The organism is Paenibacillus sp. FSL K6-0276, assembly GCF_037977235.1.
Lineage (GTDB): Bacteria > Bacillota > Bacilli > Paenibacillales > Paenibacillaceae > Paenibacillus_AQ.
The window spans coordinates 654,004-676,556 of sequence record NZ_CP150276.1; the positions used below are offsets into that span (position 1 = coordinate 654,004).

Below are 22,553 nucleotides of genomic sequence, written 5' to 3' on the forward strand. Positions count from 1 at the left end.
GGTTTTAGTATGCTTAGTGGCTGTAAAAAATGTCTTATTTCTCAGCAGCCATAGCGCGGAATGATTCTTCAGCAGCAATAAGCGTAGCATCGATATCCGCATCGGTATGTGCTGTCGTTAAGAACCAAGCTTCATACTTCGAAGGGGCAAGGTTAATGCCTCGGTTCAGCATATGCCGGAAGAAGCTGCCAAACACTTCGCCATCTGTATCCTGAGCTTCGTCATAATTCGTCACCGGATGATTACAGAAATGAGTAGAGAATGAGCCACGGATACGGTTGATCGTCAGTGGGATGCCATGACGGTCTGCCGATTCCTGAAGTCCGTCGACAAGACGGATCGCAAGACGTTCCATCTCATCGTATACACCTTCTGCACTCAGAACTTCCAGACAGGCAATCCCGGCAGAAATGGACGCAGGATTTCCTGCCATTGTACCGGCTTGGTAGGCCGGTCCGAGTGGAGCTACTTGTTCCATTACATGCTTACGTCCGCCATAAGCGCCGATAGGCAGGCCGCCACCGATGATTTTGCCGAGTGCTGTAAGGTCAGGAGTAATGTCTTCATGGTTATCCAGCCCTGCATACGTTTGTGTGGAACCATAGTGGAAGCGGAAAGCGGTAATGACCTCGTCATAAATAACGAGTGAGCTATTATCATGAGCCAATTTGCATAGCCCTTCGAGGAAACCAGGTTTAGGCATAACCATACCGAAATTACCGACGATCGGTTCAACCATTACAGCGGCGACATCTTCGCCCCATTTCTCTAGTGCCTCTCGTAGGCTATCCAGATCATTAAAAGGAACAGTGATTACTTCCTGTGCGATACTGCTTGGAACACCGGCACTATCTGGAATACCAAGCGTAGAAGGTCCGGATCCTGCTGCTACGAGCACCAGATCGGAGTGGCCGTGGTAGCAGCCAGCGAATTTTACGATTTTGCTGCGTTTTGTATAAGCACGAGCCACACGAATCGTAGTCATAACCGCTTCTGTGCCGGAATTGACGAACCGTACTTTATCCATAGATGGAATAGCTTCTTTTAGCATTTTAGCAAGCTTAATTTCGAGCTGGGTTGGGGTTCCGTAAAGAACACCATTTTCTGCCGCAGTGGTAATTGCTTTCGTAATGTGAGGATGAGCATGGCCGGTAATGATCGGTCCATAAGCCTGTAGATAATCTATATATTCGTTGCCGTCTTCATCCCAGAAGTGAGATCCGCTGGCACGTTTCATAAATACGGGTGCGCCGCCGCCAACGGCCTTGAAGGAACGGGAAGGGCTGTTCACACCTCCGACGATATGTTGAAGGGCTTCATGATAAAGTTGCTCTGATGTGGAACGATTCATAATGTGATCATCCTTTCGTTTGTCGATGCTCATGGGAACGGGCGAACAACGGTATTTCCGCTGTCCGCCCGTATTATACCAAGTAACTGTGATTTCCTGCTGTGTCTACTGTGAAAATTGCTTGTCAGATCCTTACTTGGTTCCGCTAGTATTACTATTTGAAGTAGTCTCTGGTGAAGGTGTAGGTGTTGGCTCAGGTCCATTTAAGGTATCCTGAACAAATTCCTTTAATTTCTTCTCACTGCGAATGCCTATAACGGAAGCTCCGTCACTGGTGGTCTCCTCCTTGAGCAGATCCATCGGCGGAATTTGCTCACTCCCCCCCATGGTGCTATCGTACCCAACGGTTGCCAGCTTCCACATATCATTTACTGACAGATTGGTTTCAATATAAGGCGTAACTTGAGACAAGATATTCGGTAGCTTGATGATGGATGTGGTCTGGATCAGTTTGTCAGCCACAACCTTGAGAAATGCACGCTGGCGCTCGGTCCGAGAGAAGTCGGAGGTAGCGTCATGTCGAAAACGTACATATTGCAGGGCTTTATTACCATCGAGATGCTGATATCCTTTTTTAAGATCAATGTCATATTCGGGACCGTCTGCAATGGTCTTGTACACCATGTCTTTCTCGACTTCATAATCTACACCACCAACGGCATCTACTAACTTGATGAATCCCTGGAAGTCCGTGTAGACATAATATTGAATCGGGATGCCGAGCAGATCACTTACGGTTTGCATCGCCGTGTTAGGTCCATAAATGATAGCTGAATTAATACGTTTTTCGCCGTGATCTGGAATCGGAACGTAAGTGTCTCTAAGAATTGAGAATACGCTGATTTTCTTCTTCACGGGATCAAGTGAGGCGACGAGCATTGTATCGGAACGAGGAATTTCCCCCTTCTTGACACCGCGGGCATCTACGCCCATTAGTAGTATATTAACAGGCTCTGTACCTTCCCACTTTGGAGGTTCTGGAGTGTCAACATCAACGGTTTCAGCATTCTTGAATGGTGAATTCTCGGTGTTCGACATGCTTCCAAGCTCAGTGTAGATGGATGTAAAGAAGTAAATGGCCCCACCGATAATAAGGAGGAGTATAATGGCCAGTGTCCAAAGCAGCGGTTTCTTTTTTGACTTACCAGTCTTTGCGTGCCTTTTCTTTCTAGGTGGCATTTCTCGTTCTTCCTTTCGCATTCACATTCTCTACATTATAATTTCTTTTGGGGATACGCGCAATTCATGCTCAATCCACCAATATCAAGAAGGAGTGGATATAACTTGAACGAAGTAGCTATTGGACAAAAAGTACCGAATTTCACCCTTCCGTCCTCCAGTGGGCAAGAGATTAGTTTAAGTGATTACCTGGGCCGAAAGGTCATTCTATATTTTTATCCTAAAAATATGACACCAGCCTGTACGCAGGAGGCCTGTGAATTCCGGGACGCGCATGACCGGATTACTACGCTTGGTGCGGTTGTTCTAGGTATCAGTCCAGATCCCTTGGCCTCGCATATGAGATTTACGGAGAAGAATAGTCTACCCTTTCCACTGTTGTCTGATGAGGATCATAAGGTCAGTGAAATGTTCGGTGTATGGCAGCTTAAGAAGCTCTATGGTAGAGAGTTCATGGGAATTGTACGTACTACTTTTCTGATTGATGAGCAGGGGATCTTAGTCGAAGAATGGCGGAAAGTACGAGTGAAAGGTCATGTAGCATCTACTATAGCAGGGATTTCCAAATCATAAAGTTTGTTAATAACTTTTTGTAAAAGTCTGTTACATTTTTAACAGCTTTCATAAGGTGTTGTCATGATATAGTTTCCTCATAATTGCTTCAAATTTGGAGCAAGACGAGGTGGTGTAGTGGTAATGCTGCGTATTGGCCTTGATATCGGATCAACTACTGCGAAATTGGTTGTCATAGAGCGTAACACTATTGTTTATCAGGACTATGTAAGACATTATAGCGATATAAAAAAAGCAGCCCTCTCTCTTCTATCTGACGTACAGATCAGATTTCCAGAGAGAGGCGCGACCCTTACTGTAAGCGGTTCCTCAGGCTTACCTTTATCCAAACTGGGAGGCGTACCGTTCGTTCAGGAGGTGATCGCCTGTACAAAGGCGATTGGCGAGCTGATCCCGGAATGCGATACGGCCATTGAATTGGGTGGAGAGGATGCCAAGATTATTTATCTTCGAGGCGGCATTGAACAGCGTATGAATACAGCCTGCGCGGGCGGAACGGGAGCATTCATCGATCAGATGGCATCGCTGCTACAGACCGACCCAGCGGGCTTAAACGCGTTGGTGGAGAAGCATGAGCGAATCTATCCCATAGCTTCACGCTGCGGTGTATTCGCCAAAAGCGATGTGCAGCCGCTACTGAACGAAGGGGCTCGCCGGGAGGATGTGGCAGCCTCTATCTTTCAGAGTATCGTCAATCAGACGATCAGCGGTCTCGCCTGCGGCCGTCCGATTCGTGGACGGGTGGCTTTCCTTGGCGGTCCGCTAACCTTCCTGCCAGCCCTACGTCAGCGTTTTGCGGAGACGCTTGAACTTGCGCAGTCGGAAATACTGTTCCCTGAGCGGTCGCAGTATTTCGTAGCGATTGGCTCTGCACTTACTGAAGCGGATTCTACTGTTTTGCCGCTTTCAGGTTGGCTAGCGCGAATAGCGGCCGTGGATTTTACAGCGGATCGGGCCGAGGATGCTAAATTACCGCCGCTTTTTGATAACACCGATGAACTTGCTTCGTTCCGTCTTCGTCATGGTAAAGCCTCTGCTGCCAGATCAGACTTGGCTATTTATCGCGGCCCTTGCTATTTAGGGATCGATGCTGGTTCAACGACAACCAAACTCGTATTGACTGGTTCTGCTGATGAAATTCTATATACCTTTTATGGCAGCAACAAGGGTAACCCATTGTATTCTGTCAGTGAGGCGCTGAAGGAAATGTATCGGGTTCTGCCTGAAGGATGTCATATTGCAGGTTCTTATGTGACAGGTTATGGTGAGGGACTAATCAAAGCCGCTTTGTGGACCGATGGAGGTGAAGTGGAGACAGTTGCTCATTACAAGGCCGCTTCTAAGTTCATGCCGGGGGTAGACTTTATTCTGGATATTGGTGGACAGGACATGAAATGCATCAAAATCCGTGGTGGCGCTATCGACAGTCTGATGCTCAATGAAGCCTGTTCGGCAGGTTGCGGCTCTTTTCTGGAGAGCTTTGCCTCTGCGCTCGGGCTGGGTATCGAGGAGTTTGCCAAGTCAGCGCTTGAAGCGACCAAACCGGTTAATTTGGGTTCGCGATGTACGGTATTCATGAACTCAAAAGTGAAGCAGGTTCAGAAGGAAGGCGCGTCGCTGGCCGATCTTTCGGCAGGTCTTGCCTATTCTGTGATTAAGAATGCTCTGCAAAAAGTAATTAAAATTCGCAATCCTGAGGACCTGGGGCGAAATATTATTGTTCAGGGCGGCACCTTCTATAATGAAGCCGTACTGCGCGCCTTTGAGCGCCTGACGGGGAGAATAGTAGTCAGACCGGATATTGCTGGAGTTATGGGAGCGTACGGTTGTGCACTGATTGCTCGTGAGCAAGCGGAGGTTAACGGGATCAGTACGCTACTTGGACCGAAGGAACTAGCCAACTTTAAGTACGAGGTATCCTCAGGTCGCTGTGGTCGCTGTGGAAATAACTGTGCGCTAACGATCAGTCGGTTCCCGGATAAGAGCTTCTACGTTACAGGCAATCGCTGTGAACGTGGTGCAGGAGGCAGGAGAGAGAAGAATGTACTGCCGAATTTGATGCAGTATAAGTATGAACGTTTTTTCGACTATGAGTCTTTACCGGAGGCCCACGTAGGAAGGGGCACCGTCGGTATTCCACGTACGATGAATATGTTCGAGAATTACCCGTTTTGGCACACTTTTTTCACCAAACTTGGCTATCGGGTTATTCTTTCTCCTAAATCAAGCAAGAAGTTGTACGAAATTGGGATGGATACGATTCCTTCAGAATCGATATGTTATCCTGCGAAGATGGCGCACGGACATGTGCAGAGCTTGATTGGTAAAGGTGTCGATTTTATTTTCTATCCTGCGGTGGTGTATGAGAAGAAAGAAGATGAAGCAGCGGATAATCATTTCAATTGTCCGGTGGTCGCATCTTATCCTGAAGTCATTCGCAATAACATGGATGGGTTAAAGGAGAATGGAATTACGCTTGTCAGCCCGTTTCTGACCTTCGACGATAGATCTGCGCTAACCAAGGGACTCGTGAAGACATTTACTGGGATTCCGAGAGAAGAGATTGCGTTTGCTGTGCTGGCAGGACTTGCAGAAGCTGATCGCGCCAAAAGTGATGTGCGTACTAAAGGTGAAGAGACGCTTGCGTATCTTGCCAGCACTGGGAACAAGGGAATACTTCTCTGTGGTCACCCTTATCATGCGGATCCTGAAATTAACCATGGTATAGCAGATATGATTACCGGGATGGGACTCGCCGTGCTGACAGAGGATTCTGTCTGCCATCTGGATCGCAGCGAAGGGGGTGTGGCGGTTGTTAATCAGTGGACCTACCATGCCCGCATGTACCGAGCAGCCCGCCTTGCCGCAGTCCGAACCGATCTAGAGCTTGTTCAACTAACTTCCTTCGGCTGTGGAATTGATGCGATTACATGTGATGCCGTACAAGACATTATGGAAAGACATAACAAAGTATATACGCTGATCAAAATCGATGAAATCAGCAACCTTGGCGCGGCGCGCATTCGGCTGCGTTCGCTGCTGGCAGCGATGCGTGAGCGGGAAAAAGGTAAGGTGCAGCCACAGAAGTCGCCTAAAGTACAGGTTAATGTTGCATTTACAAAGGAAATGAAAGAAACGTACACTATCCTTGCGCCGCAGATGTCGCCCATTCATTTTGAATTGTTTGAGCAGGTCTTCCGAGATGCGGGATACCGCCTCAAGATACTTGAGACCACCGGACCTAAAGAGACGGAAGAAGGTTTGAGATTTGTTAATAATGATGCGTGTTATCCCGCAATTGTAACGATTGGGCAGATTCTGTCGGCACTGAAGAGCGGGGATTATGATCCGAATCGTACTGCTGTGATCATGTCACAGACGGGCGGAGGTTGCCGGGCGACGAATTATATTTCTCTGCTGCGTAAAGCCCTAAAGGATTCTAACCTCGAACAAATTCCGGTAATTTCGCTTAATGCTTCTGGAATGGAGAATCAGCCAGGCTTCCGTATCAGTCTTAAGCTGGCGAATCGATTGATTGCTGCGGCTTGCTATGGTGACCTTATGATGCGGATGCTAAACCATTTTAGGCCGTATGAGGTTGTTCCAGGAAGTGCAGAAGTTCTATTCCGCAAAGGGATGGAGCGCAGCAAGGCTAGCTTATCCACCTTCTCGTTCCGAGAATACAAACACCTGATTCGCGAAATCGTTGCGGAATTCTGCAAGCTGCCCGTTACAGGAATTACGAAACCGAGAGTGGGGATTGTGGGAGAGATCCTAATTAAATTCCACCCGGATGCCAACAACCGCATCATCGAGAGGATTGAGGCTGAGGGCGGGGAAGCGGTAATGCCGGACTTCTTGGATTTCATCTTTTACTGCGTGTATAATCCGATCTACAAAGCCGAACAATTCGGCAAAAGCAAACGGCTGGGATACATTAATCCTATGCTGATCTCCTATCTGGAGATTTACCGTAAGCCGATTAAACTTGCGCTTGAGGACGCGGGACTGGCTAAAGGACGGGAGAATATTTATGGTCTTGCTGAGAAGGCCAGCCGACTAGTGTCCGTAGGAAATCAGATGGGTGAGGGATGGTTCCTGACCGCAGAAATGATGGATCTGTTGGATAATGGTGTGAATAATATTGCTTGTATTCAGCCGTTCGCCTGCTTGCCTAACCATATTACTGGACGAGGGATGATTAAGGGCCTTAAGGAATTATATCCGGGCGCGAATATCGTCGCCATTGATTATGATGCTGGAGTTAGTGTAGTTAACCAAGCGAATAGGATCAAGCTGATGATGTCGATTGCTAGCAGTCAGGAAGGGAATGCTTTATCTGATTTAGAACACTCAGTTAAACCTCTACAGCAGACCATACTTGAAGGCTCATTCAGCTTGACCTGAGCTTATTAAGGCAACGTCAAAAAGAATGAAAAAGGAGTGGCCAATGAACCGTAAAGGTTCGGGAGGACGCTCCTTTTTTGTGCTGAATATTAGTTCTTTGAAGAGGAGGCGGTTTCTTCTCTCCAACGTTTCAGATGAGGGAGTTGTTCGGCGAGTAATTTACGGGCGACGGCCTCGTCCATTCCTTCTTGAACCATGTATCCTGTACAAATGTCGGCCATTTCTTGCAGCGTAATGTCAGGCTGTTTAAATGCTCCATCTTCATAGCAGTATACACAGTAATCTTCGATCTTTTCACCTTCCTGATTCGTTCCAAGTAATTCCTCAGTAGGCATGGGCATCCCACAGCTTTGACAAAATTTCAGCTTGCCTTGCTCTTGCCCTACATGTTCTTGTTCCATATTCAGCACTCCTTTTAAAAGTATGCGAAGCTTATGAACACTCGCTTTAAGTTCATTATAGAGCTATGAAGCTGACGACATACCGTCAGGTTTAGAGTTAGGTTGTATATTTTTTGGCAACGCCAAAAGCCAGCTCCCCCAGCTTATGACGAATATGCTCCGGCTCTAGCACTTCTAAGGACGTTCCAAAGCTGAGCAAGAAGCCATAGAGCCATCCGTCCTCGGGATAATGGATGGAGACGTTATATCCGCCGTGTCCGTCCGGCTGAAGCTCAGTGGAGTCAAAGCGATCTTCCGCGAGATGTCTGCCTTCAGCTGTGAAGTGCAGAAGGATTGGCGACACTACTGCGGCTGAAGTCACTCTCTGATAATCAGTGCTCCAAGGCAGCTCACGCATATCCTTATCTTCTCTTATGAATTCCCTGTTTTCTTTAACGAGTCCTTTCATACGAAGTAGCTTGAATAATCTGAAATCCTGGCGTTGCAGACAAAAACCATATAAGTACCATGTTTGTCCTTTTAAGACTAAAGTATAGGGCTCGACAGAACGCTGGCTGGTTTGCCCCTCGGCATTTACATAATCAAAGGCTACAGTCCTGTTTTCTTCCAGTGCTTCTTTTAATGTCGCAATCTTCTCTTCTAGAACAGGCTGAAGCCCCCAGGGAGAAAAATCGATGATAAGCTGGGTCGTTTTGCTTCGGAAAGCGGCGGACTGTGAGGGCGGGATAACGCTACTGATCTTTTCCATGAGAAGGGTGTGTTCAGTTCCGCCATATGAGGAGACGCTTTGCAGAGCGGTGAAAATATCAGCCAGCTCGCGGTCGGTTAATACATTGCGGTCTAACCGGTACCCTTCCATAAGGCCAATGCCACCACCCGACCCCTGATAGGTGACGATAGGAATTCCAGCTCCATTAATACTTTCGATATCACGGTAAATCGTGCGCACGGACACTTCGAACATGTCGGCGAGCTCCTTCGCCTGAATGAGACGCCGGTTCATTAGCAGAATGACGATAGAGAGCAGTCGATCAATTTTCAAAAGGCAAAACCCTCCTTTACGAATAATTTCGTTATGTAATGATGTACTACATCTTAGCAAATCCTTGGAAATAAAGCATTGTCACAAATTAATGATTTGATTAATATCTAATTAGATATTTATGTAAATAGATGAAGTGGGGTTTACAATGATGGGCAACCAATCGGCTGTTGTTATTTTTAAAAGTTAGAAGGGATATTCACGTCTATTGCTTGGGTTATCTATGCTGCTCGCGGGGTGGCTATTAGAATGGGTGGAGCCTCGGACGCTAGGCTTTGCAGGGGGAGCGGGAATATCCGGAATTGCTATATTGTTGGCAGGGTATGCGTTGGTGCGCAGCAAGAAGAAAGGACTTCAGCGATTCCAAGCATAAACGCCTTCGGCGTCCTTATAAGGACGATAAGCGTTAAGCGAGAAATATAAGACATAAAGTATAGGTGTAAAACTTATACTTTATGTCTTATATTTTTAAAAAGAGCGGTGACTTCACCGCCCTTTGGAAGGTTTTTTATCCTGAGCCTGAATCTCAATAGCAGCTTTGCGGGGGAAGAGACGGGCGCGGATGTTTTTGCGGTAACGGTAAATGATCACAAGAGCTACTATTACTGCACCACCAGAGATAATCCAAAGCGCATATGACTCGAACAAATGGAAGATGCCCATCCACTGTGGACCAAACACCTTTCCGATGCTAAGAAACAGCACTACCCAGAAAATCGCTCCACTATAAGCATAAAGGGCGAATTTACGGAAGGGAAGCGCGATAATACCAGCAAAATAGCCAGTAAAGTGACGTACCCCTGGAATGAAATAACCGATAAAAATAAGAAAGCTGCCGTATCTCTCAAACCATTTCTGTGTTTTCTCTAGCTTAGTAGGTGAAAATAGAAACCATTTTCCATATCGCTGGATAAAGGGCATACCGGCTTTTAGTCCGACAAAATAGGTGAGGGTCATCCCAGCTGTGGTGCCTGCAAAAGCAACTACAATTAAAGTAAAGAAATCAAGCTTTCCGGTATAGGAAAGGAAGCCGGCAAACGCCATAGTGGTCTCTCCGGGAAAGGGTAAGGCAACGAACTCTAGAAGTAATCCGAAAAATAATACGCTATATCCATATTTAGTGAATAATTCTTGTATAAAGCTCAGCATTTCCATAAGTTTAGTCACTCTCCAAGGGGCAGTTGCCTTATTCTATTTTACAGCTTGTCTTCATACAATCTACCAAATGGCTTTTAGGCCAATAGAATGTTGGAGGTAGAGAAGAGATGAAGGGTAACAAAAGCGTTCACAGCCGCCGAAAGTTGATCAGCGGATTGCTCGTTATGGTTGTAATATTCATCGTAATGTTAGGATGGAGCTTAGGAAAAAATTTAAGCTCATGGGAGCTCCGATCATTGCAGCCCGCTAGCGCGGAGTCTGTATCTGTTAAGAATAAGCTTACCGCAGCGGCGATGCAAGATTTGCCCTCTGTAGCAATACCACTCGCATCTGCATCTCCGGAAGTTCACTCCTCTTCAAGTACAGCCCTTACTGTGGCTCAAAGCCCGCAAGCAAGTGGGGTGGGGAAAATATCCAAGGTTTCGACCACGAAATCTGCAATCACGGCTGTGAAAAAAGATAAAAAAACAGTCTATATTACATTTGACGACGGACCAAGCGAGAACACCTTCAATGTACTTGAAATTTTACATCAGGAAGGTGTGAAGGCAACCTTTTTCGTCCTTGGTAACCAAGCGAAAAGCCACCCTGAACTCATTGACTCCATATGGGAACAGGGCCATGCCATTGGTAATCATACCTATAATCATAATTACCATGATTTATATAGCGGATTCACGGAATTTTGGAGTCAAATTAAACAGACGGAAGAAATTGTTCAGGGGATTACAGGGGTTCGTCCGCAGCTTATCCGCGCCCCAGGTGGAACCTATGATCATTTTGATAATACCTACTTCAATTTGTTGAAGCAAGCAGGTTATATGGTTATGGATTGGACGGTGGATAGCGGCGATTCTAAACGGAAAGGCGTACCAGCCTCAGAAATATTGAAAGAATCGACAATGGATATGAAGTCTTCTCGGGTTATTCTGCTGCTACATGATGGGGGCGGCCATCAAGAGAGCGTCAAAGCGCTGCCGGACATTATTGCGCGTTATAAGGCTGCTGGATACGACTTTGGCATATTGGATGAAACGGTAGAACCTGTACAATTCAGAGTCTCTTCAAAAGCCAGTAATTTGGGTAGATTAAAGCCTTCGGAAGCTTGGATTGCATCAAATATCACACCGAATGCGGAACTATTTTCTCCTGGGAAGCCACTGGTTCTAGAGGTAGGGAAGCTGGAGACGAAGCTGAAGCCAGGGGAATATTCCGTGCAAAATGGACAGTATATGGTTCCGCTTCGTGTTGTAATTGAACGGCTTGGAGGGCGAGTTAGCTGGGATGCTGACAGTCGAAGTGGGAAAATTACTTGGAACGGAAAAGATATCGTCGCGGACGTGGCGAACAAGGATCTGATTCTAAACCTTCCTGATAATGTTCAAAAGACAATCGACGCGAGGGTGGAAATGATTGGTGGATCGATTTGGGTATCGCTACGAGAGTTGCTTGAGACAGCGGGTCATCCTCCGCTTAATATAAGCGTTACAGAAGTGGAACGCCGGGTAAAAACATTCTGAAAGAAGAGCTGAAGCTGTCTAGTAAAAAGAAAAAAACAAATGTCTGGGCACCCTTTTTCATGGGAAGAATAGATAGTAATAAGTTCCTGAGTTGGGAACAAGTCTATGACCAAAGGATGGGTGTTCCATTGTCCTCTTCATCACTAATTGATCAACAGAAGAAAGATGCCGGAAGTGTTAAAAGCTTCTCTTATCCGCGTAGCCGAAGTGCTCTGATTGAATGGTTACGGATGTTGACCGTCGCTGGAATTATAGGTGCTTTATATGCTTGGCGAGGAGGCCCGTCTCTGCTGTTTCTCCTGATTGTTATTGGCATTATTATGCTTGGTGGACTTGTACTTCAACTCTCGGGTCCGCGGACGATAAAGTTGGTTCGCGCGATTACTCCTGCAAGGCCGATGGCCGGAAATACACTTCATGTGAAGGTACAGCTAAGTTTCTCTTCTCGGTTGCCTCTCCCTTGGATGACCATTGCCGATTATTGGGGGGACAGCCATCATCAAAAGCTGCTATTTCCTGGATTCAGACGTTCTTTTTCATACACATACACCATTGAAAATATATCCCGTGGGAATCATCACTTGCTGGGCTGTAGAGTAACTTGGGGGGACTTCCCGGGTTGGTTTACGGGTAGATCTGAACCGGATGGAGGACAGAGTTTTAAAGTGCTGCCAGCCCCTTTATACTTTGGAGGAACTGTGCCAGATAGCGGTTTTATGACCGGAGACACCATGTACTCTAGACGGGGAAGAAGCAGCAGTGATGAAGCATTGGAATCAAGGGATTATGAGCCAGGGGATCCACTTAGCCGAATTCACTGGAAGAATAGTGCGCGAACGGGAGCGCTGCAGAGCAAAGTTCCGGAGCGGGAAAAGGCAAGAATGACCTGTATCGTGTTGGCTAATGATCCACACAGCTACGAAGTTCCTACGGATGCTCTTATGCCTCGTGGAAGCCGAAATGATTTGCCTCCGACATTTGAGAAAGCGGTGTCGACAGCGATGGGTCTTATGCTATTTGCTGAGCGTTCAGGCGCCTATGTTCAGTTGTTTAGCGGCGGTTGGCCAGAAGGTATGGCTAGACATGAAGGGCTGGGTAAAATTCCAGGGAGAGTGCTGGACATTCTGACTGAAATTTCACCGGATGGAACTAGAAACCTGTCTCAGCTGCTAGAAGATGCTTCCCGAGGTTGGATTCCAGGGATGACGGTAGCCATCATTACGGGAAGATTAGAAGCGGAATCTGCCAAGGTCATTGCCAAGTTCTTGGTGCAGGGTGTGAAAGTTGAACTTTATTATGCCTGGGACCAACCGGCACCGATGCATGGAGAGGCTAAGGTACTGGAGACTCGACAGCCTGTGAAGGGAACTATAGGGGACAGTTTGGCTCGTCTCGGAGCACGAATGTTTTGTCTGGATGATGCATTTCCAGCATTCAGGTTCAGGGAGGTAGAGTACCATGAATCGTCCGGAAAACCAACGCTACGTTAAGGGAACACCGGGTGATACAGAACTGTCTATGAATGGCTTTCGGTTCAATTTGGGGCAAATGGAGAACAGTCATGCCGATAAGCAGAGAAAAGTGCCTCTGTACTATCGTTTGCTGTTCTCTTTGGCTATTATGGGGCTATTTGTTGAATGGTTACTCCCTTTATATAGGTCTTCTCTATTGGAAGATACTGCCAATATGCTACAAGTTCTAATGCTATTGGCGGCAGTGCTGCTGCTATGGGGGATATTTCAGATTCCAGGGTGGATACTGTTAAGTATCCAATTTCTTATAATTGTCACTGCGTGGTTTTACTTATGCAGTGGAGGCGAAGGGATAGGGTGGCTTGGGATTTATGCGGCCGAAATTCCGAATGATCTCATTCTGCTTCTCTCAGGACATGTCTCTCGGATAAGTGAGATTAGCAGGCTAATGATATTGATTGTAGGCTGGGGGCTATTGGTATCCTCAGTGCAGCATCTTGCGCTCTTCCGAGGGAGTACGGTGCTATTCACAGCTGTTACAATCATTTATTTATTGGTCTTGGATATGGCGTTTGGTGTCAATACCACTATGGATATTGTGATATCGATGGGTCTTATCTATTGGATGCAGGCGATGAGTGGACTGCTGCGTCTTCGGGAGCGTGAGGGTGTTACTCCATTGCCTTATGCGCGTTGGGGAGCGCTGACTTTGGCAGCAGCTATAGTCGTGATGACAACGGCATGGTTCGGTGGGCAGCTATTTGGGGCAAGACCAGCCAGCGAGCTTACGCTCCAATCGGCATTTCAGAAACTGCAGACTTGGGCTTCAGGGCATTTGCCAGAAGATAAGGAGTCTATTTCTTCAGGAACAACAGGGTATAGTTCTAATGACGGTGAACTCGGTGCCCCGTTGTCCCGCAGTACTGAACCTGTCTTTACCGCTATTACTAGCGAGCGTACTTACTGGCGAGGTGAGAGCATTGCTTACTATGATGGACGCCGATGGATCAGGGGGGGCGAAGAGTTTGCGCCGCTTAATCTGTCCGGCCTTTCAAAGCATCCTTCATCGGCGCTAAGCAGCGATAAGAGGAAGCAAACACTTCAACAGCGGATACAATTTGCCACCCCTTCTTCTGGGGGGATTCCTTTATTCAATGCGGGAATAATAACGGATGTCGAGTCGATTGGGCTCACCAACGGCAGTAAGCTGGGATATGTTCTGGCTAATATGGACAGAGAGAGTTTTCGTCTGCCAGATTCGATAGGCTCTGCACGAATCACAGAATATACAGTCGAGTCCTTACTACCTGAGAGTGATCCAGTGCTGCTTCGTGGTTTAAGTAGCGACGATCCACAGGAAATTAAGGGCAAGTATTTGCAATTGCCAGATTTGTTACCCGTACGTGTGAGAAATTTGGCGGAGAAGCTTACAGCTTCTTCTGGTAACCGCTATGACTCCGTAACTGCCATTAAGGATTACTTACAAAATGAATTTTCCTACACGTTGAACACAACGGTTCCACCGTCCGGATCTGACTTTGTCGATCACTTCTTATTTGAGGAGAAACAGGGCTACTGTGTACATTTTGCTACAGCTATGGCCATACTACTGCGCAGTGCAGGTATCCCTGCTCGTTATGTCCAAGGCTACGGGCCAGGGACCCTGCTGGACGACACTATGCCGGCGAAGTATTCGGTCACCCAGGGCGATGCCCATGCTTGGGTGGAGGTCTATTTCGCTGGCGCCGGCTGGGTCCCATTCGACCCGACGCCGGGCCCAGTGCTTGCCGCCGGCTTCGCCGCGCCGGCGCTGCCTGCGGCAGCCTCGCTCGCGCCGCAAGCTGCGCGAAGCGCGGGCCTGCCCGCCCTGCCGCTGGCGGGCGGGACCTATCCAGCGCCGCTCGCTGCCGCGGCGCTGCTTCCCGCCGCCGCCGCTTGGCGCTGGCGGCGTAGCCTGGCTCTGCTGCTGGTAGCGCGTAGCGCCAGCAGCATGAGCCGCGAGAGGCAGCTGCGCGCTGCCTCTCTAGCTTGGCACGGGCTGGCGGAGCGGTTTGGACCGCCGCCGCCCGGTGTCACTGGCAGGGAGTATGTGGACTCCCTGCAGATTTACGATGCCGGACTAAGCGCAGCCGTCCGGCAGTTCGTACGCCAGTGGGAGACCCTGGCGTACGCGCCCGCGCCCGCGCCTTCAGCGATCGTCGCGGCAGATCCCGCGAACGAAATTCCTGTAATGTCTGCAATGTCTGCAATGTCTGAAATTCCTGGAATTCCTGCAGTGCCAGCATCTCCCGTTGAGATCAGTGGGCATACTACTTCTGATGCAGCCGCGTTTATACGCGAATGTCTGATCATCACCTTTCGTTTAACTTAATCGGCTAGACAGCTGTTTCTTCTATACAATTCCTTCCATGGAAAGGAATGTTCTTCTTGAAGTTTAGCTCTCTCCTATTATGAGAAGTGTGCTCTCCTTTCCTTGACGATGAGAATTAACCATGAGTATAATGAATCCAATAATCAAGGGAGGCTCGTAATGAATAAGCCAAATGAAATTATCGTCGTTCTCGATTTTGGGGGACAATACAACCAACTTATTGCGCGCAGAATTCGGGACCTAGGAGTATACAGCGAACTTTTGCCGTACAATACGCCAGTAGACAAGATTAAAGCACTTTCGCCTAAGGGAATTGTGTTCTCTGGCGGTCCTAGCAGTGTATACGCTGAGGATGCACCACATGTAGATCCAGCTATTTATGATTTAGGAGTACCAATTTTCGGTATTTGCTACGGAATGCAGCTAATGGCTCATCAGCTTGACGGTAAAGTGGAACGCTCCGCTAAACGTGAATACGGCAAAGCTGATATTGATTTCGCACAAGAAACTACACTAGTGGCTGGGCTTGAGAACCGCCAGACTGTATGGATGAGCCATGGTGACCACGTGGTTGAACTTCCTACAGGATTCAAGCTAGATGCAGGTACTGAAAGTGCTCCAATTGCCGCTATGAGCAATGATGAGCGCAAATTGTTCGCTGTTCAATTCCACCCAGAAGTGCGTCACTCTGTTCATGGTAATGAGATGATCTCGAACTTCTTGTATCAAATTTGTGATTGCGAAGGTAAATGGACGATGGAATCATTTATTGATGAAGCCATTCAAGATATTCGTAACCAAGTCGGAGATAAAAAAGTACTCTGCGCACTTAGTGGTGGCGTTGACTCTTCCGTGGTCGCAATGCTAATTCACCGTGCAATCGGTGACCAATTAACTTGTATGTTTATTGATCACGGTCTTTTGCGTAAAGGTGAAGCCGAAAGTGTTATGGAGACATTCGTAGGCAAATTCGATATTCATGTAGTAAAAATCGATGCACGCGAGCGCTTCATGAGCAAACTTGCTGGCGTTGAAGATCCAGAGCAAAAACGCAAAATTATTGGTAATGAGTTCATCTACTGCTTTGATGAAGAGTCGGCTAAGCTCGGAGATTTCGCGTTCCTTGCACAAGGTACGTTGTATACTGATATTGTTGAGAGCGGAACAGCTACGGCTCAAACGATTAAATCCCATCACAATGTGGGCGGTTTGCCGGAAGATATGAAATTCAGCTTGATCGAGCCACTGAATACCTTGTTCAAGGATGAGGTTCGTAAATTAGGTGAAGAGCTTGGAATGCCACATGCTATCGTTTGGCGTCAACCTTTCCCAGGTCCGGGTCTTGCTATCCGTGTATTGGGTGAAGTAACAGAGGACAAGCTTACTATCGTGCGTGACTCGGACTATATTTTGCGTGAAGAAATTGCTAAGGCTGGATTAGACCGTGAGATTTGGCAGTACTTCACAGCCTTGCCTAACATGAAGAGTGTTGGTGTTATGGGGGATGCTCGTACTTATTCCTACACCGTAGGCATTCGAGCAGTAACTTCTATCGATGGTATGACTGCTGACTGGGCACGTATTCCTTGGGATGTGCTTGAGAAGATCTCCGTACGTATCGTTAACGAAGTAGAGAACGTAAACCGTATCGTGTACGATGTAACTTCGAAACCACCTGCAACGATTGAGTGGGAATAGGATCGGTGCAACAATAGATTTCAAAAAAACTCTCTTTTATTTGCGTTATTTAGCAAATAAAAGAGAGTTTTTTTATTTTCCAAGTAAATGGTTGTTAAGGAGACACTATTTTTCACAAATCTGTCATGAATGCGTTTTATTGAAAGGGATTGCATCACTCGAAAAGTTATGATAAATTGTACTTGTCTAAAAAACAGACAAGATAAACAAGTACATTTTTCTACTAAAGGAGCCAATCAAAATGATGACTACTACCAAAGAGACACCTCATATTAAACCGAACGGAGTAGAGATAGCTGAATCGATTCTGTTACCTGGAGACCCTTTAAGAGCAAAGTTTATTGCGGAAACCTTTTTAGAAGATTACCAGTGCTTTAACGAGGTAAGAGGAATGTTAGGGTATACCGGTACTTACAAAGGGAAGAAAATCTCTGTAATGGGTACGGGAATGGGTCCAGCGAGCATGGGGATTTATTCTTGGGAATTAATCAATGTATTTGGAGTTAAGAATTTAATCAGAATTGGTACTTGTGGTGCGATGCAAGAAAACATTGAGCTATACGATGTTATTTTCGGTATGGGAGCTGCAACGGATTCCAATTATGGTCATCAATATAATTTACCAGGACAATATCCGTTAACGGCTTCCTTTGAGCTTTTGGAAAAGGCTAAGAAAATAGCAGATGATAAAGGACAACAAGTTCATATTGGTAATATTTTATCCAGTGAAATATTTTATAATGCGGATTCGACAGCTAATAAAAAGTGGCAAGATGTAGGGATTTTGGGCGTTGAAATGGAATCTGTAGCGCTCTATTGGAATGCTATCCAAGCACGTGTAAATGCGCTATGCATTCTAACCGTGAGTGATCATCTTATTACAGGAGCAAAGACCTCTCCGGAGGAGCGCCAAACTGCATTTACTAAAATGATGGAGATCGCATTAGAATTAGCGTAAATAACCTCCTTCTATGTGATACTCTTCGTGGTATCTGTGATTGTATTCTTGCTTGCTCTATATCAGTAAAAATAAAAATGCTTTTATTACTATTGATTTCTTTAAAAATAAACAATTTCTATTTGCATTAATTGTGGCCTTTATTCTTAACTCTTTATACGCTGTCTATGCGCTGAATACATTGTCGTTCCTGTTAACCTCTGTCTATGATATCCATTTGGATACTTATTAATCGATAAGAGGATTTACAATTCGGATTTTTACGTTTTGTAACAGAGGACCAGGCGGCATTGAATTACAGCAGTATCGTTATCGTTCTTGCAGCCATTGCAGGATTAGCTATTATTTATTTGGGCTTTTATTGGGTCGGAAATCAGAAGGGCGTACTCAAGTACTAGACAAAGGATGAGGGTAAAATGAAGAAATTTAAACGTGTACATTTGATCGTCATGGATTCAGTAGGCATTGGAGAAGGAAAAGATGCGGATCAATTTAACGATGTTGGCTCCCATACCCTATTGCACATTGCAGAACATATGAACGGATTGAATCTGCCCAACTTAGCCAAATTGGGTCTGTCCAATATTGAAGAAATCTTAGGTGTTCCGAAAGCAGGTAAACCACTTGCTTATTATACTAAATTACAGGAAAAATCAGTCGGAAAAGATACAATGACGGGACATTGGGAGATCATGGGATTAAGTATTGATCAACCTTTTAATGTGTATCCAAATGGATTCCCCGACGAATTGATTAAACAGATCGAGGACATATCTGGACGAAAAGTAGTAGCGAATAAACCTGCAAGTGGAACGGCTATTCTTGATGAATATGGCGAACATCAAATGAAAACAGGGGATCTGATTGTCTATACATCTGCTGACCCGGTTCTACAAATTGCAGCTCATGAAGAAATCATCCCATTAGAAGAGTTATATGATATTTGTGAAAAAGTTCGGGAAATCACAAAAGACCCAGCCTATTTAATTGGTCGTATCATCGCGAGACCTTATGTAGGCGAACCTGGGAACTTTACGAGAACCTCCAATCGTCATGACTATGCTTTAAAACCATTTCATAAAACCGTCATGAATAGCTTGCAAGACGGAGGTTATGATGTAATCGCCATTGGTAAAATCAATGATATTTTCGATGGCGAAGGAGTTACAGAATCCATTCGTACGAAAGACAATATGGATGGCATGGATAAACTGCTTGAAGTCATGAAAAAGGATTTTACTGGAATGAGCTTTTTGAATTTAGTTGATTTCGATGCTTTATACGGTCATCGTCGTGATCCAGAAGGTTATGGAAGAGCATTAGAGGAATTCGATAAGCGATTAGATGAGGTATTGGATTCTATGCGAGAAGATGATCTATTAATTATTACAGCTGACCATGGAAATGATCCAACCTTCCCTGGTACAGATCATACGCGTGAATTTATTCCTGTTCTAGTCTATTCCAAACAATTAAGGGACAGTGGTGCACTACCTGAGCATGATACTTTTGCTGATATTGGTGCAACGATAGCAGATAATTTTGATGTTCATATGCCAGACAATGGTGAGTCTTTCTTGCAATTTCTTAAATAATTGATATAACATAAAAACCTCCAAAAATCCTTTTTGGAGGTTTTTACGTTATGATTGAAGCAGAAAATGACATTCCTTGTCGCCTGAAAAATGATGTGTCATAATGGGGAGAAAAGGACACTAGATGAATGAATACACATAAATTAGATAAATTGAAACGGCCGCTTTATATCAATGTATATGATGAGCTTCTTCTTCAGATTACGAAAGGAGAATACCTCGTAGGTAGTCAGCTTCCTTCAGAACCGGATTTAGCAAGAAAACTAGGGGTTAGTCGCGCAACTTTACGGCAAGCTTTAGTTCTTTTGCAAGATGATGGATTAGTAAGAAATGTACGTGGTAAGGGAAACTTTGTACTTGAATCTTCTTATAAACAAGAGGACATACAATTAGAGAAATTAAGTAACCCTATGCATAAATGCCATATCAGCACATTTGACCAAATCGATTTACATTATCGGATAGACCCGCAAACGGAACATACAAAACAAGTATTAAAAAGGGATTCATCTACAGTTGTAGCTTTAGAACGTTTGTATAGAAAGGGAGGCGAGCTACATGCTTATGCTTTTACTTTTATGTCCATGCAAACGGTAGAAAGTTTATCCTTGGATCTTGATAATAATGAGGGAATGCTGGACTTTCTAGAGAACCAGGCTTATGTAGATGCTAACCATGGAAATATTGAAATTAAATATACGCATACCGTTAATTTAGCGGATTCGAAAGATAAATTAAAAGGCCAGAACGAGTGCTTTTTACTACTAGAAACCCTTTACGACAAAACAGAGCCAGATTATCCGTTAATGTATAATAAATTTTATATTCCACAGCAGTTCTCGAATATAAAATTAAATATAACTAAAGGTTAAAGGCTAACCTAAAACGTGTATGACATAACTTCGAAACCACCAGCAACGTTTGAGTGGGAATAATAATTAATTGAAAAAACCTCCCTTTTATCTGCGTTATTTAACAGATAGAAGGGAGGTTTTTTGACCCTAATCAACGAGTTTATCGCGGATTTTATACGTTCTGCTGTTCATACGATGTATTAATGCAGGATAAAACCTTCCTCTTCCTCCTCAGCGCTTGGCAAGAAGGGCAGTCTCGGGTTCGTTTTCAATAAGGCTTCCATCAACGCATGATCAAAATTGTGTCTTACTGTACAGCTGCGGTCAAAAATCATGGTTGCCTCATCTCCCGGTGTACTTGCCGGCCACTCTGGCAGAGAAGGGATGTTGGGGTTGCCATAACGTGCAAAGTTTACCCAAGCACCGCAGATGCGTTCCTCCAACCGATCCGAAACACCCGGAATGAGGCAAACGGGAACGCGTTCCGTATTATGGAATACGAAAGGGATCTCAGAGCAGTGCCATGCTGACTTGCCGCCCTCAAAAGGAAATTCATAAGCAAACAAGTAGGAGTAGGTAGGAGCTTCCCCGTGTACGGATTTCTTCTCAATAAAGTCCTTGGTCGGAATGCGGAAGAAAGGATCCAAGAACAGCAGGTCGGACAAGTGTTTATCCGAATACGCTTCCCTAAACTGTGTGACCAACTCCTCCGTATGATTGCCATACTTTTGGGTCAGCATCTCCAATGTGGCTTCCTCGGACACCTCCTGCTTGTTCGGAACGCCGGGGCCAAAAGCGAACTCACCAAATACGGTACCAATTAACACCGGAATGGTCTTCGCATGCTCGGTAAAGCCCACTTCTCTAGGGTCGCCTACATAGAATTCATTAGGCATAGGATTGCCACCAATGTATTCCCCCTGCATTGCGAGCGTCGGTGAAACTTTATTATAAGCTGCAGCTAACTGAGGATAAGGAATCGTTTCCAATTGTTCCACTTCGTCTTCACCCAGGTTAAGCTCTGCCAACAGTGCCTTTACAATGGCGGTGCCATCGGTCTTGCTAGTGTCCAAAAATCCATCGATTAATCCGCTCTGGATAACACCCTTATGGAACAGGCCGTCTGCAGCCGGAGTATTCATCAGTGTCCATACCTTCATACCGCCGCCAGACTGTCCGAAGATGGTCACATTTTTCGGGTCGCCGCCGAAAGCTGCAATGTTATCCTGAATCCATTTCAGAGCTGCTACCATATCGGCATTTCCTGCATTGGCGGAATTGACATATTTATCTCCAAAAGCAGAAAGGTTCATGTACCCCAGAATATTCAATCGGTGATTTAGGGTTACTACAACCACATCGCCGAACTCGCTAAGCTTGTCTCCTTCATAAGCTACCTGTTCAATGGAAGAGCCAGCTGCAAAACCGCCCCCGTGTAACCATACCATAACAGGCTTCTTAGCCTGCGGTTCAAGGCTCTGGGTCCAGATGTTCAGATACTGGCAATTCTCATCCATAGGCCAGTAACGGTGAGGAACCAGCACTTCCATGACGGGATGATCCTGGGTTAGCATGGGAGATACATGACCGTAAGCCAATGCATCCTTAACCCCATCCCATGGGGATACCTCTGTGGGCATCTGGAAACGCTGGGCATCTGCGTACTTGATACCGTGGTAGGTATACGTGCCGTTTACCTGAAAGCCTCTAATTTTTCCGGCTTTGGTCTGTACAATGGGTTCTGCTGAGGAACATACGAAATTTTTTGCTGTCATCATCGAAATCCTCCTTACATAAGATAGTCCCATTATAATAAGAGAAGGATCGTGAAAATATAGGAAACTTATCTGCTTTATCCTTATTCTTTGCTTCTTTTCTGGAATCCAGCAGGTCTGACTTCAGGATAAGAAAATAATCGTGATAAAAAAGTCAATATTCCCTTATGCAGCAAAATTCATCACTTCCCTCCAGCTG

Annotated in this window: 16 protein-coding genes; 10 read left to right on the top strand and 6 right to left on the bottom strand. The window is 45.7% G+C overall.

The genetic code is table 11. The features are described from left to right. Positions 1 to 34: 34 nt before the first annotated feature. Positions 35 to 1,351 carry a glutamate-1-semialdehyde 2,1-aminomutase gene (locus MHH52_RS03080; protein ID WP_340006583.1) on the bottom strand — a complete coding sequence of 439 codons (1,317 nt, stop codon included), beginning with the start codon at positions 1,349 to 1,351 and terminating at the stop codon, positions 35 to 37. Between the two features lie 132 nt (positions 1,352 to 1,483). Further along, complete coding sequence (locus tag MHH52_RS03085) at positions 1,484 to 2,530, bottom strand: LCP family protein (protein ID WP_340006585.1); 1,047 nt, start codon at positions 2,528 to 2,530, stop codon at positions 1,484 to 1,486. A 66-nt stretch (positions 2,531 to 2,596) separates the two neighbouring features. Here MHH52_RS03085 and bcp point away from each other — a divergent pair, with 66 nt between their 5' ends. Together bcp and MHH52_RS03095 are read left to right on the top strand one after the other, a co-directional pair. Further along, a complete protein-coding gene (gene bcp / locus MHH52_RS03090; RefSeq protein ID WP_340006587.1) occupies positions 2,597 to 3,103 on the top strand; it encodes a thioredoxin-dependent thiol peroxidase in 507 nt (168 codons plus the stop codon). Between the two features lie 123 nt (positions 3,104 to 3,226). Further along, on the top strand, positions 3,227 to 7,510 hold the full coding sequence (locus MHH52_RS03095) for an acyl-CoA dehydratase activase-related protein (protein WP_340006589.1): 4,284 nt from the start codon (positions 3,227 to 3,229) through the stop codon (positions 7,508 to 7,510). 89 nt (positions 7,511 to 7,599) lie between these two features. Here the strand turns inward: MHH52_RS03095 and MHH52_RS03100 are convergent, their stop codons facing one another. Next, the gene (locus MHH52_RS03100) at positions 7,600 to 7,911 is read right to left on the bottom strand and encodes a zinc ribbon domain-containing protein (RefSeq protein ID WP_340006590.1); all 312 of its coding nucleotides are present in this window, start codon (positions 7,909 to 7,911) and stop codon (positions 7,600 to 7,602) included. A 97-nt stretch (positions 7,912 to 8,008) separates the two neighbouring features. Continuing rightward, positions 8,009 to 8,953 carry a YafY family protein gene (locus tag MHH52_RS03105; protein WP_340006591.1) on the bottom strand — a complete coding sequence of 315 codons (945 nt, stop codon included), beginning with the start codon at positions 8,951 to 8,953 and terminating at the stop codon, positions 8,009 to 8,011. Positions 8,954 to 9,161: 208 nt separating this feature from the next. Between MHH52_RS03105 and MHH52_RS03110 the strand changes: the two genes are divergently transcribed. Continuing rightward, positions 9,162 to 9,326 carry a hypothetical protein gene (locus tag MHH52_RS03110; RefSeq protein WP_340006592.1) on the top strand — a complete coding sequence of 55 codons (165 nt, stop codon included), beginning with the start codon at positions 9,162 to 9,164 and terminating at the stop codon, positions 9,324 to 9,326. A gap of 113 nt (positions 9,327 to 9,439) precedes the next feature. Here the strand turns inward: MHH52_RS03110 and MHH52_RS03115 are convergent, their stop codons facing one another. Further along, positions 9,440 to 10,108 (bottom strand): DedA family protein, encoded by a 669-nt coding sequence (locus MHH52_RS03115; protein WP_340009477.1) that lies wholly within the window; start codon positions 10,106 to 10,108, stop codon positions 9,440 to 9,442. A 110-nt stretch (positions 10,109 to 10,218) separates the two neighbouring features. Here MHH52_RS03115 and MHH52_RS03120 point away from each other — a divergent pair, with 110 nt between their 5' ends. The 7 genes from MHH52_RS03120 to MHH52_RS03150 all read left to right on the top strand — a co-directional run bounded on the left by MHH52_RS03120 (position 10,219) and on the right by MHH52_RS03150 (position 20,597). Next, the gene (locus MHH52_RS03120) at positions 10,219 to 11,631 is read left to right on the top strand and encodes a polysaccharide deacetylase (RefSeq protein WP_340006593.1); all 1,413 of its coding nucleotides are present in this window, start codon (positions 10,219 to 10,221) and stop codon (positions 11,629 to 11,631) included. Positions 11,632 to 11,690: 59 nt separating this feature from the next. After that, entirely contained in the window at positions 11,691 to 13,121 is a 1,431-nt protein-coding gene (locus MHH52_RS03125) for a DUF58 domain-containing protein (protein WP_340006595.1), read from the top strand. Beyond that, the gene (locus tag MHH52_RS03130) at positions 13,090 to 15,474 is read left to right on the top strand and encodes a transglutaminaseTgpA domain-containing protein (RefSeq protein ID WP_340006597.1); all 2,385 of its coding nucleotides are present in this window, start codon (positions 13,090 to 13,092) and stop codon (positions 15,472 to 15,474) included. Before MHH52_RS03125 ends, MHH52_RS03130 begins: the two co-directional genes overlap by 32 nt. Positions 15,475 to 15,633: 159 nt before the next feature. After that, on the top strand, positions 15,634 to 17,172 hold the full coding sequence (gene guaA / locus MHH52_RS03135) for a glutamine-hydrolyzing GMP synthase (protein WP_313640674.1): 1,539 nt from the start codon (positions 15,634 to 15,636) through the stop codon (positions 17,170 to 17,172). Positions 17,173 to 17,416: 244 nt separating this feature from the next. Then, positions 17,417 to 18,130: a purine-nucleoside phosphorylase gene (deoD, locus tag MHH52_RS03140; RefSeq protein ID WP_313640676.1), complete on the top strand. Its 714-nt coding sequence runs from the start codon at positions 17,417 to 17,419 to the stop codon at positions 18,128 to 18,130. 416 nt (positions 18,131 to 18,546) lie between these two features. Beyond that, entirely contained in the window at positions 18,547 to 19,725 is a 1,179-nt protein-coding gene (gene deoB, locus MHH52_RS03145) for a phosphopentomutase (RefSeq protein ID WP_340006600.1), read from the top strand. A gap of 128 nt (positions 19,726 to 19,853) precedes the next feature. Further along, a complete protein-coding gene (locus MHH52_RS03150) occupies positions 19,854 to 20,597 on the top strand; it encodes a GntR family transcriptional regulator (protein WP_313640672.1) in 744 nt (247 codons plus the stop codon). A 182-nt stretch (positions 20,598 to 20,779) separates the two neighbouring features. Here MHH52_RS03150 and MHH52_RS03155 read toward each other — a convergent pair whose 3' ends face one another. Continuing rightward, positions 20,780 to 22,357: a carboxylesterase family protein gene (locus MHH52_RS03155; protein ID WP_340006601.1), complete on the bottom strand. Its 1,578-nt coding sequence runs from the start codon at positions 22,355 to 22,357 to the stop codon at positions 20,780 to 20,782. Between the last annotated feature and the right edge of the window lie 196 nt (positions 22,358 to 22,553).

Coding starts and splice junctions, on each gene's coding strand:
- MHH52_RS03080 (WP_340006583.1), bottom strand. CDS start 1,351: ATGAATCGTTCCACATCAGAGCAACTTTATCATGAAGCCCTTCAACAT.
- MHH52_RS03085 (WP_340006585.1), bottom strand. CDS start 2,530: ATGCCACCTAGAAAGAAAAGGCACGCAAAGACTGGTAAGTCAAAAAAG.
- bcp (WP_340006587.1), top strand. CDS start 2,597: ATGCTCAATCCACCAATATCAAGAAGGAGTGGATATAACTTGAACGAA.
- MHH52_RS03095 (WP_340006589.1), top strand. CDS start 3,227: ATGCTGCGTATTGGCCTTGATATCGGATCAACTACTGCGAAATTGGTT.
- MHH52_RS03100 (WP_340006590.1), bottom strand. CDS start 7,911: ATGGAACAAGAACATGTAGGGCAAGAGCAAGGCAAGCTGAAATTTTGT.
- MHH52_RS03115 (WP_340009477.1), bottom strand. CDS start 10,108: ATGGAAATGCTGAGCTTTATACAAGAATTATTCACTAAATATGGATAT.
- MHH52_RS03120 (WP_340006593.1), top strand. CDS start 10,219: ATGAAGGGTAACAAAAGCGTTCACAGCCGCCGAAAGTTGATCAGCGGA.
- MHH52_RS03125 (WP_340006595.1), top strand. CDS start 11,691: ATGGGAAGAATAGATAGTAATAAGTTCCTGAGTTGGGAACAAGTCTAT.
- MHH52_RS03130 (WP_340006597.1), top strand. CDS start 13,090: ATGAATCGTCCGGAAAACCAACGCTACGTTAAGGGAACACCGGGTGAT.
- guaA (WP_313640674.1), top strand. CDS start 15,634: ATGAATAAGCCAAATGAAATTATCGTCGTTCTCGATTTTGGGGGACAA.
- deoD (WP_313640676.1), top strand. CDS start 17,417: ATGACTACTACCAAAGAGACACCTCATATTAAACCGAACGGAGTAGAG.
- deoB (WP_340006600.1), top strand. CDS start 18,547: ATGAAGAAATTTAAACGTGTACATTTGATCGTCATGGATTCAGTAGGC.
- MHH52_RS03150 (WP_313640672.1), top strand. CDS start 19,854: ATGAATACACATAAATTAGATAAATTGAAACGGCCGCTTTATATCAAT.
- MHH52_RS03155 (WP_340006601.1), bottom strand. CDS start 22,357: ATGATGACAGCAAAAAATTTCGTATGTTCCTCAGCAGAACCCATTGTA.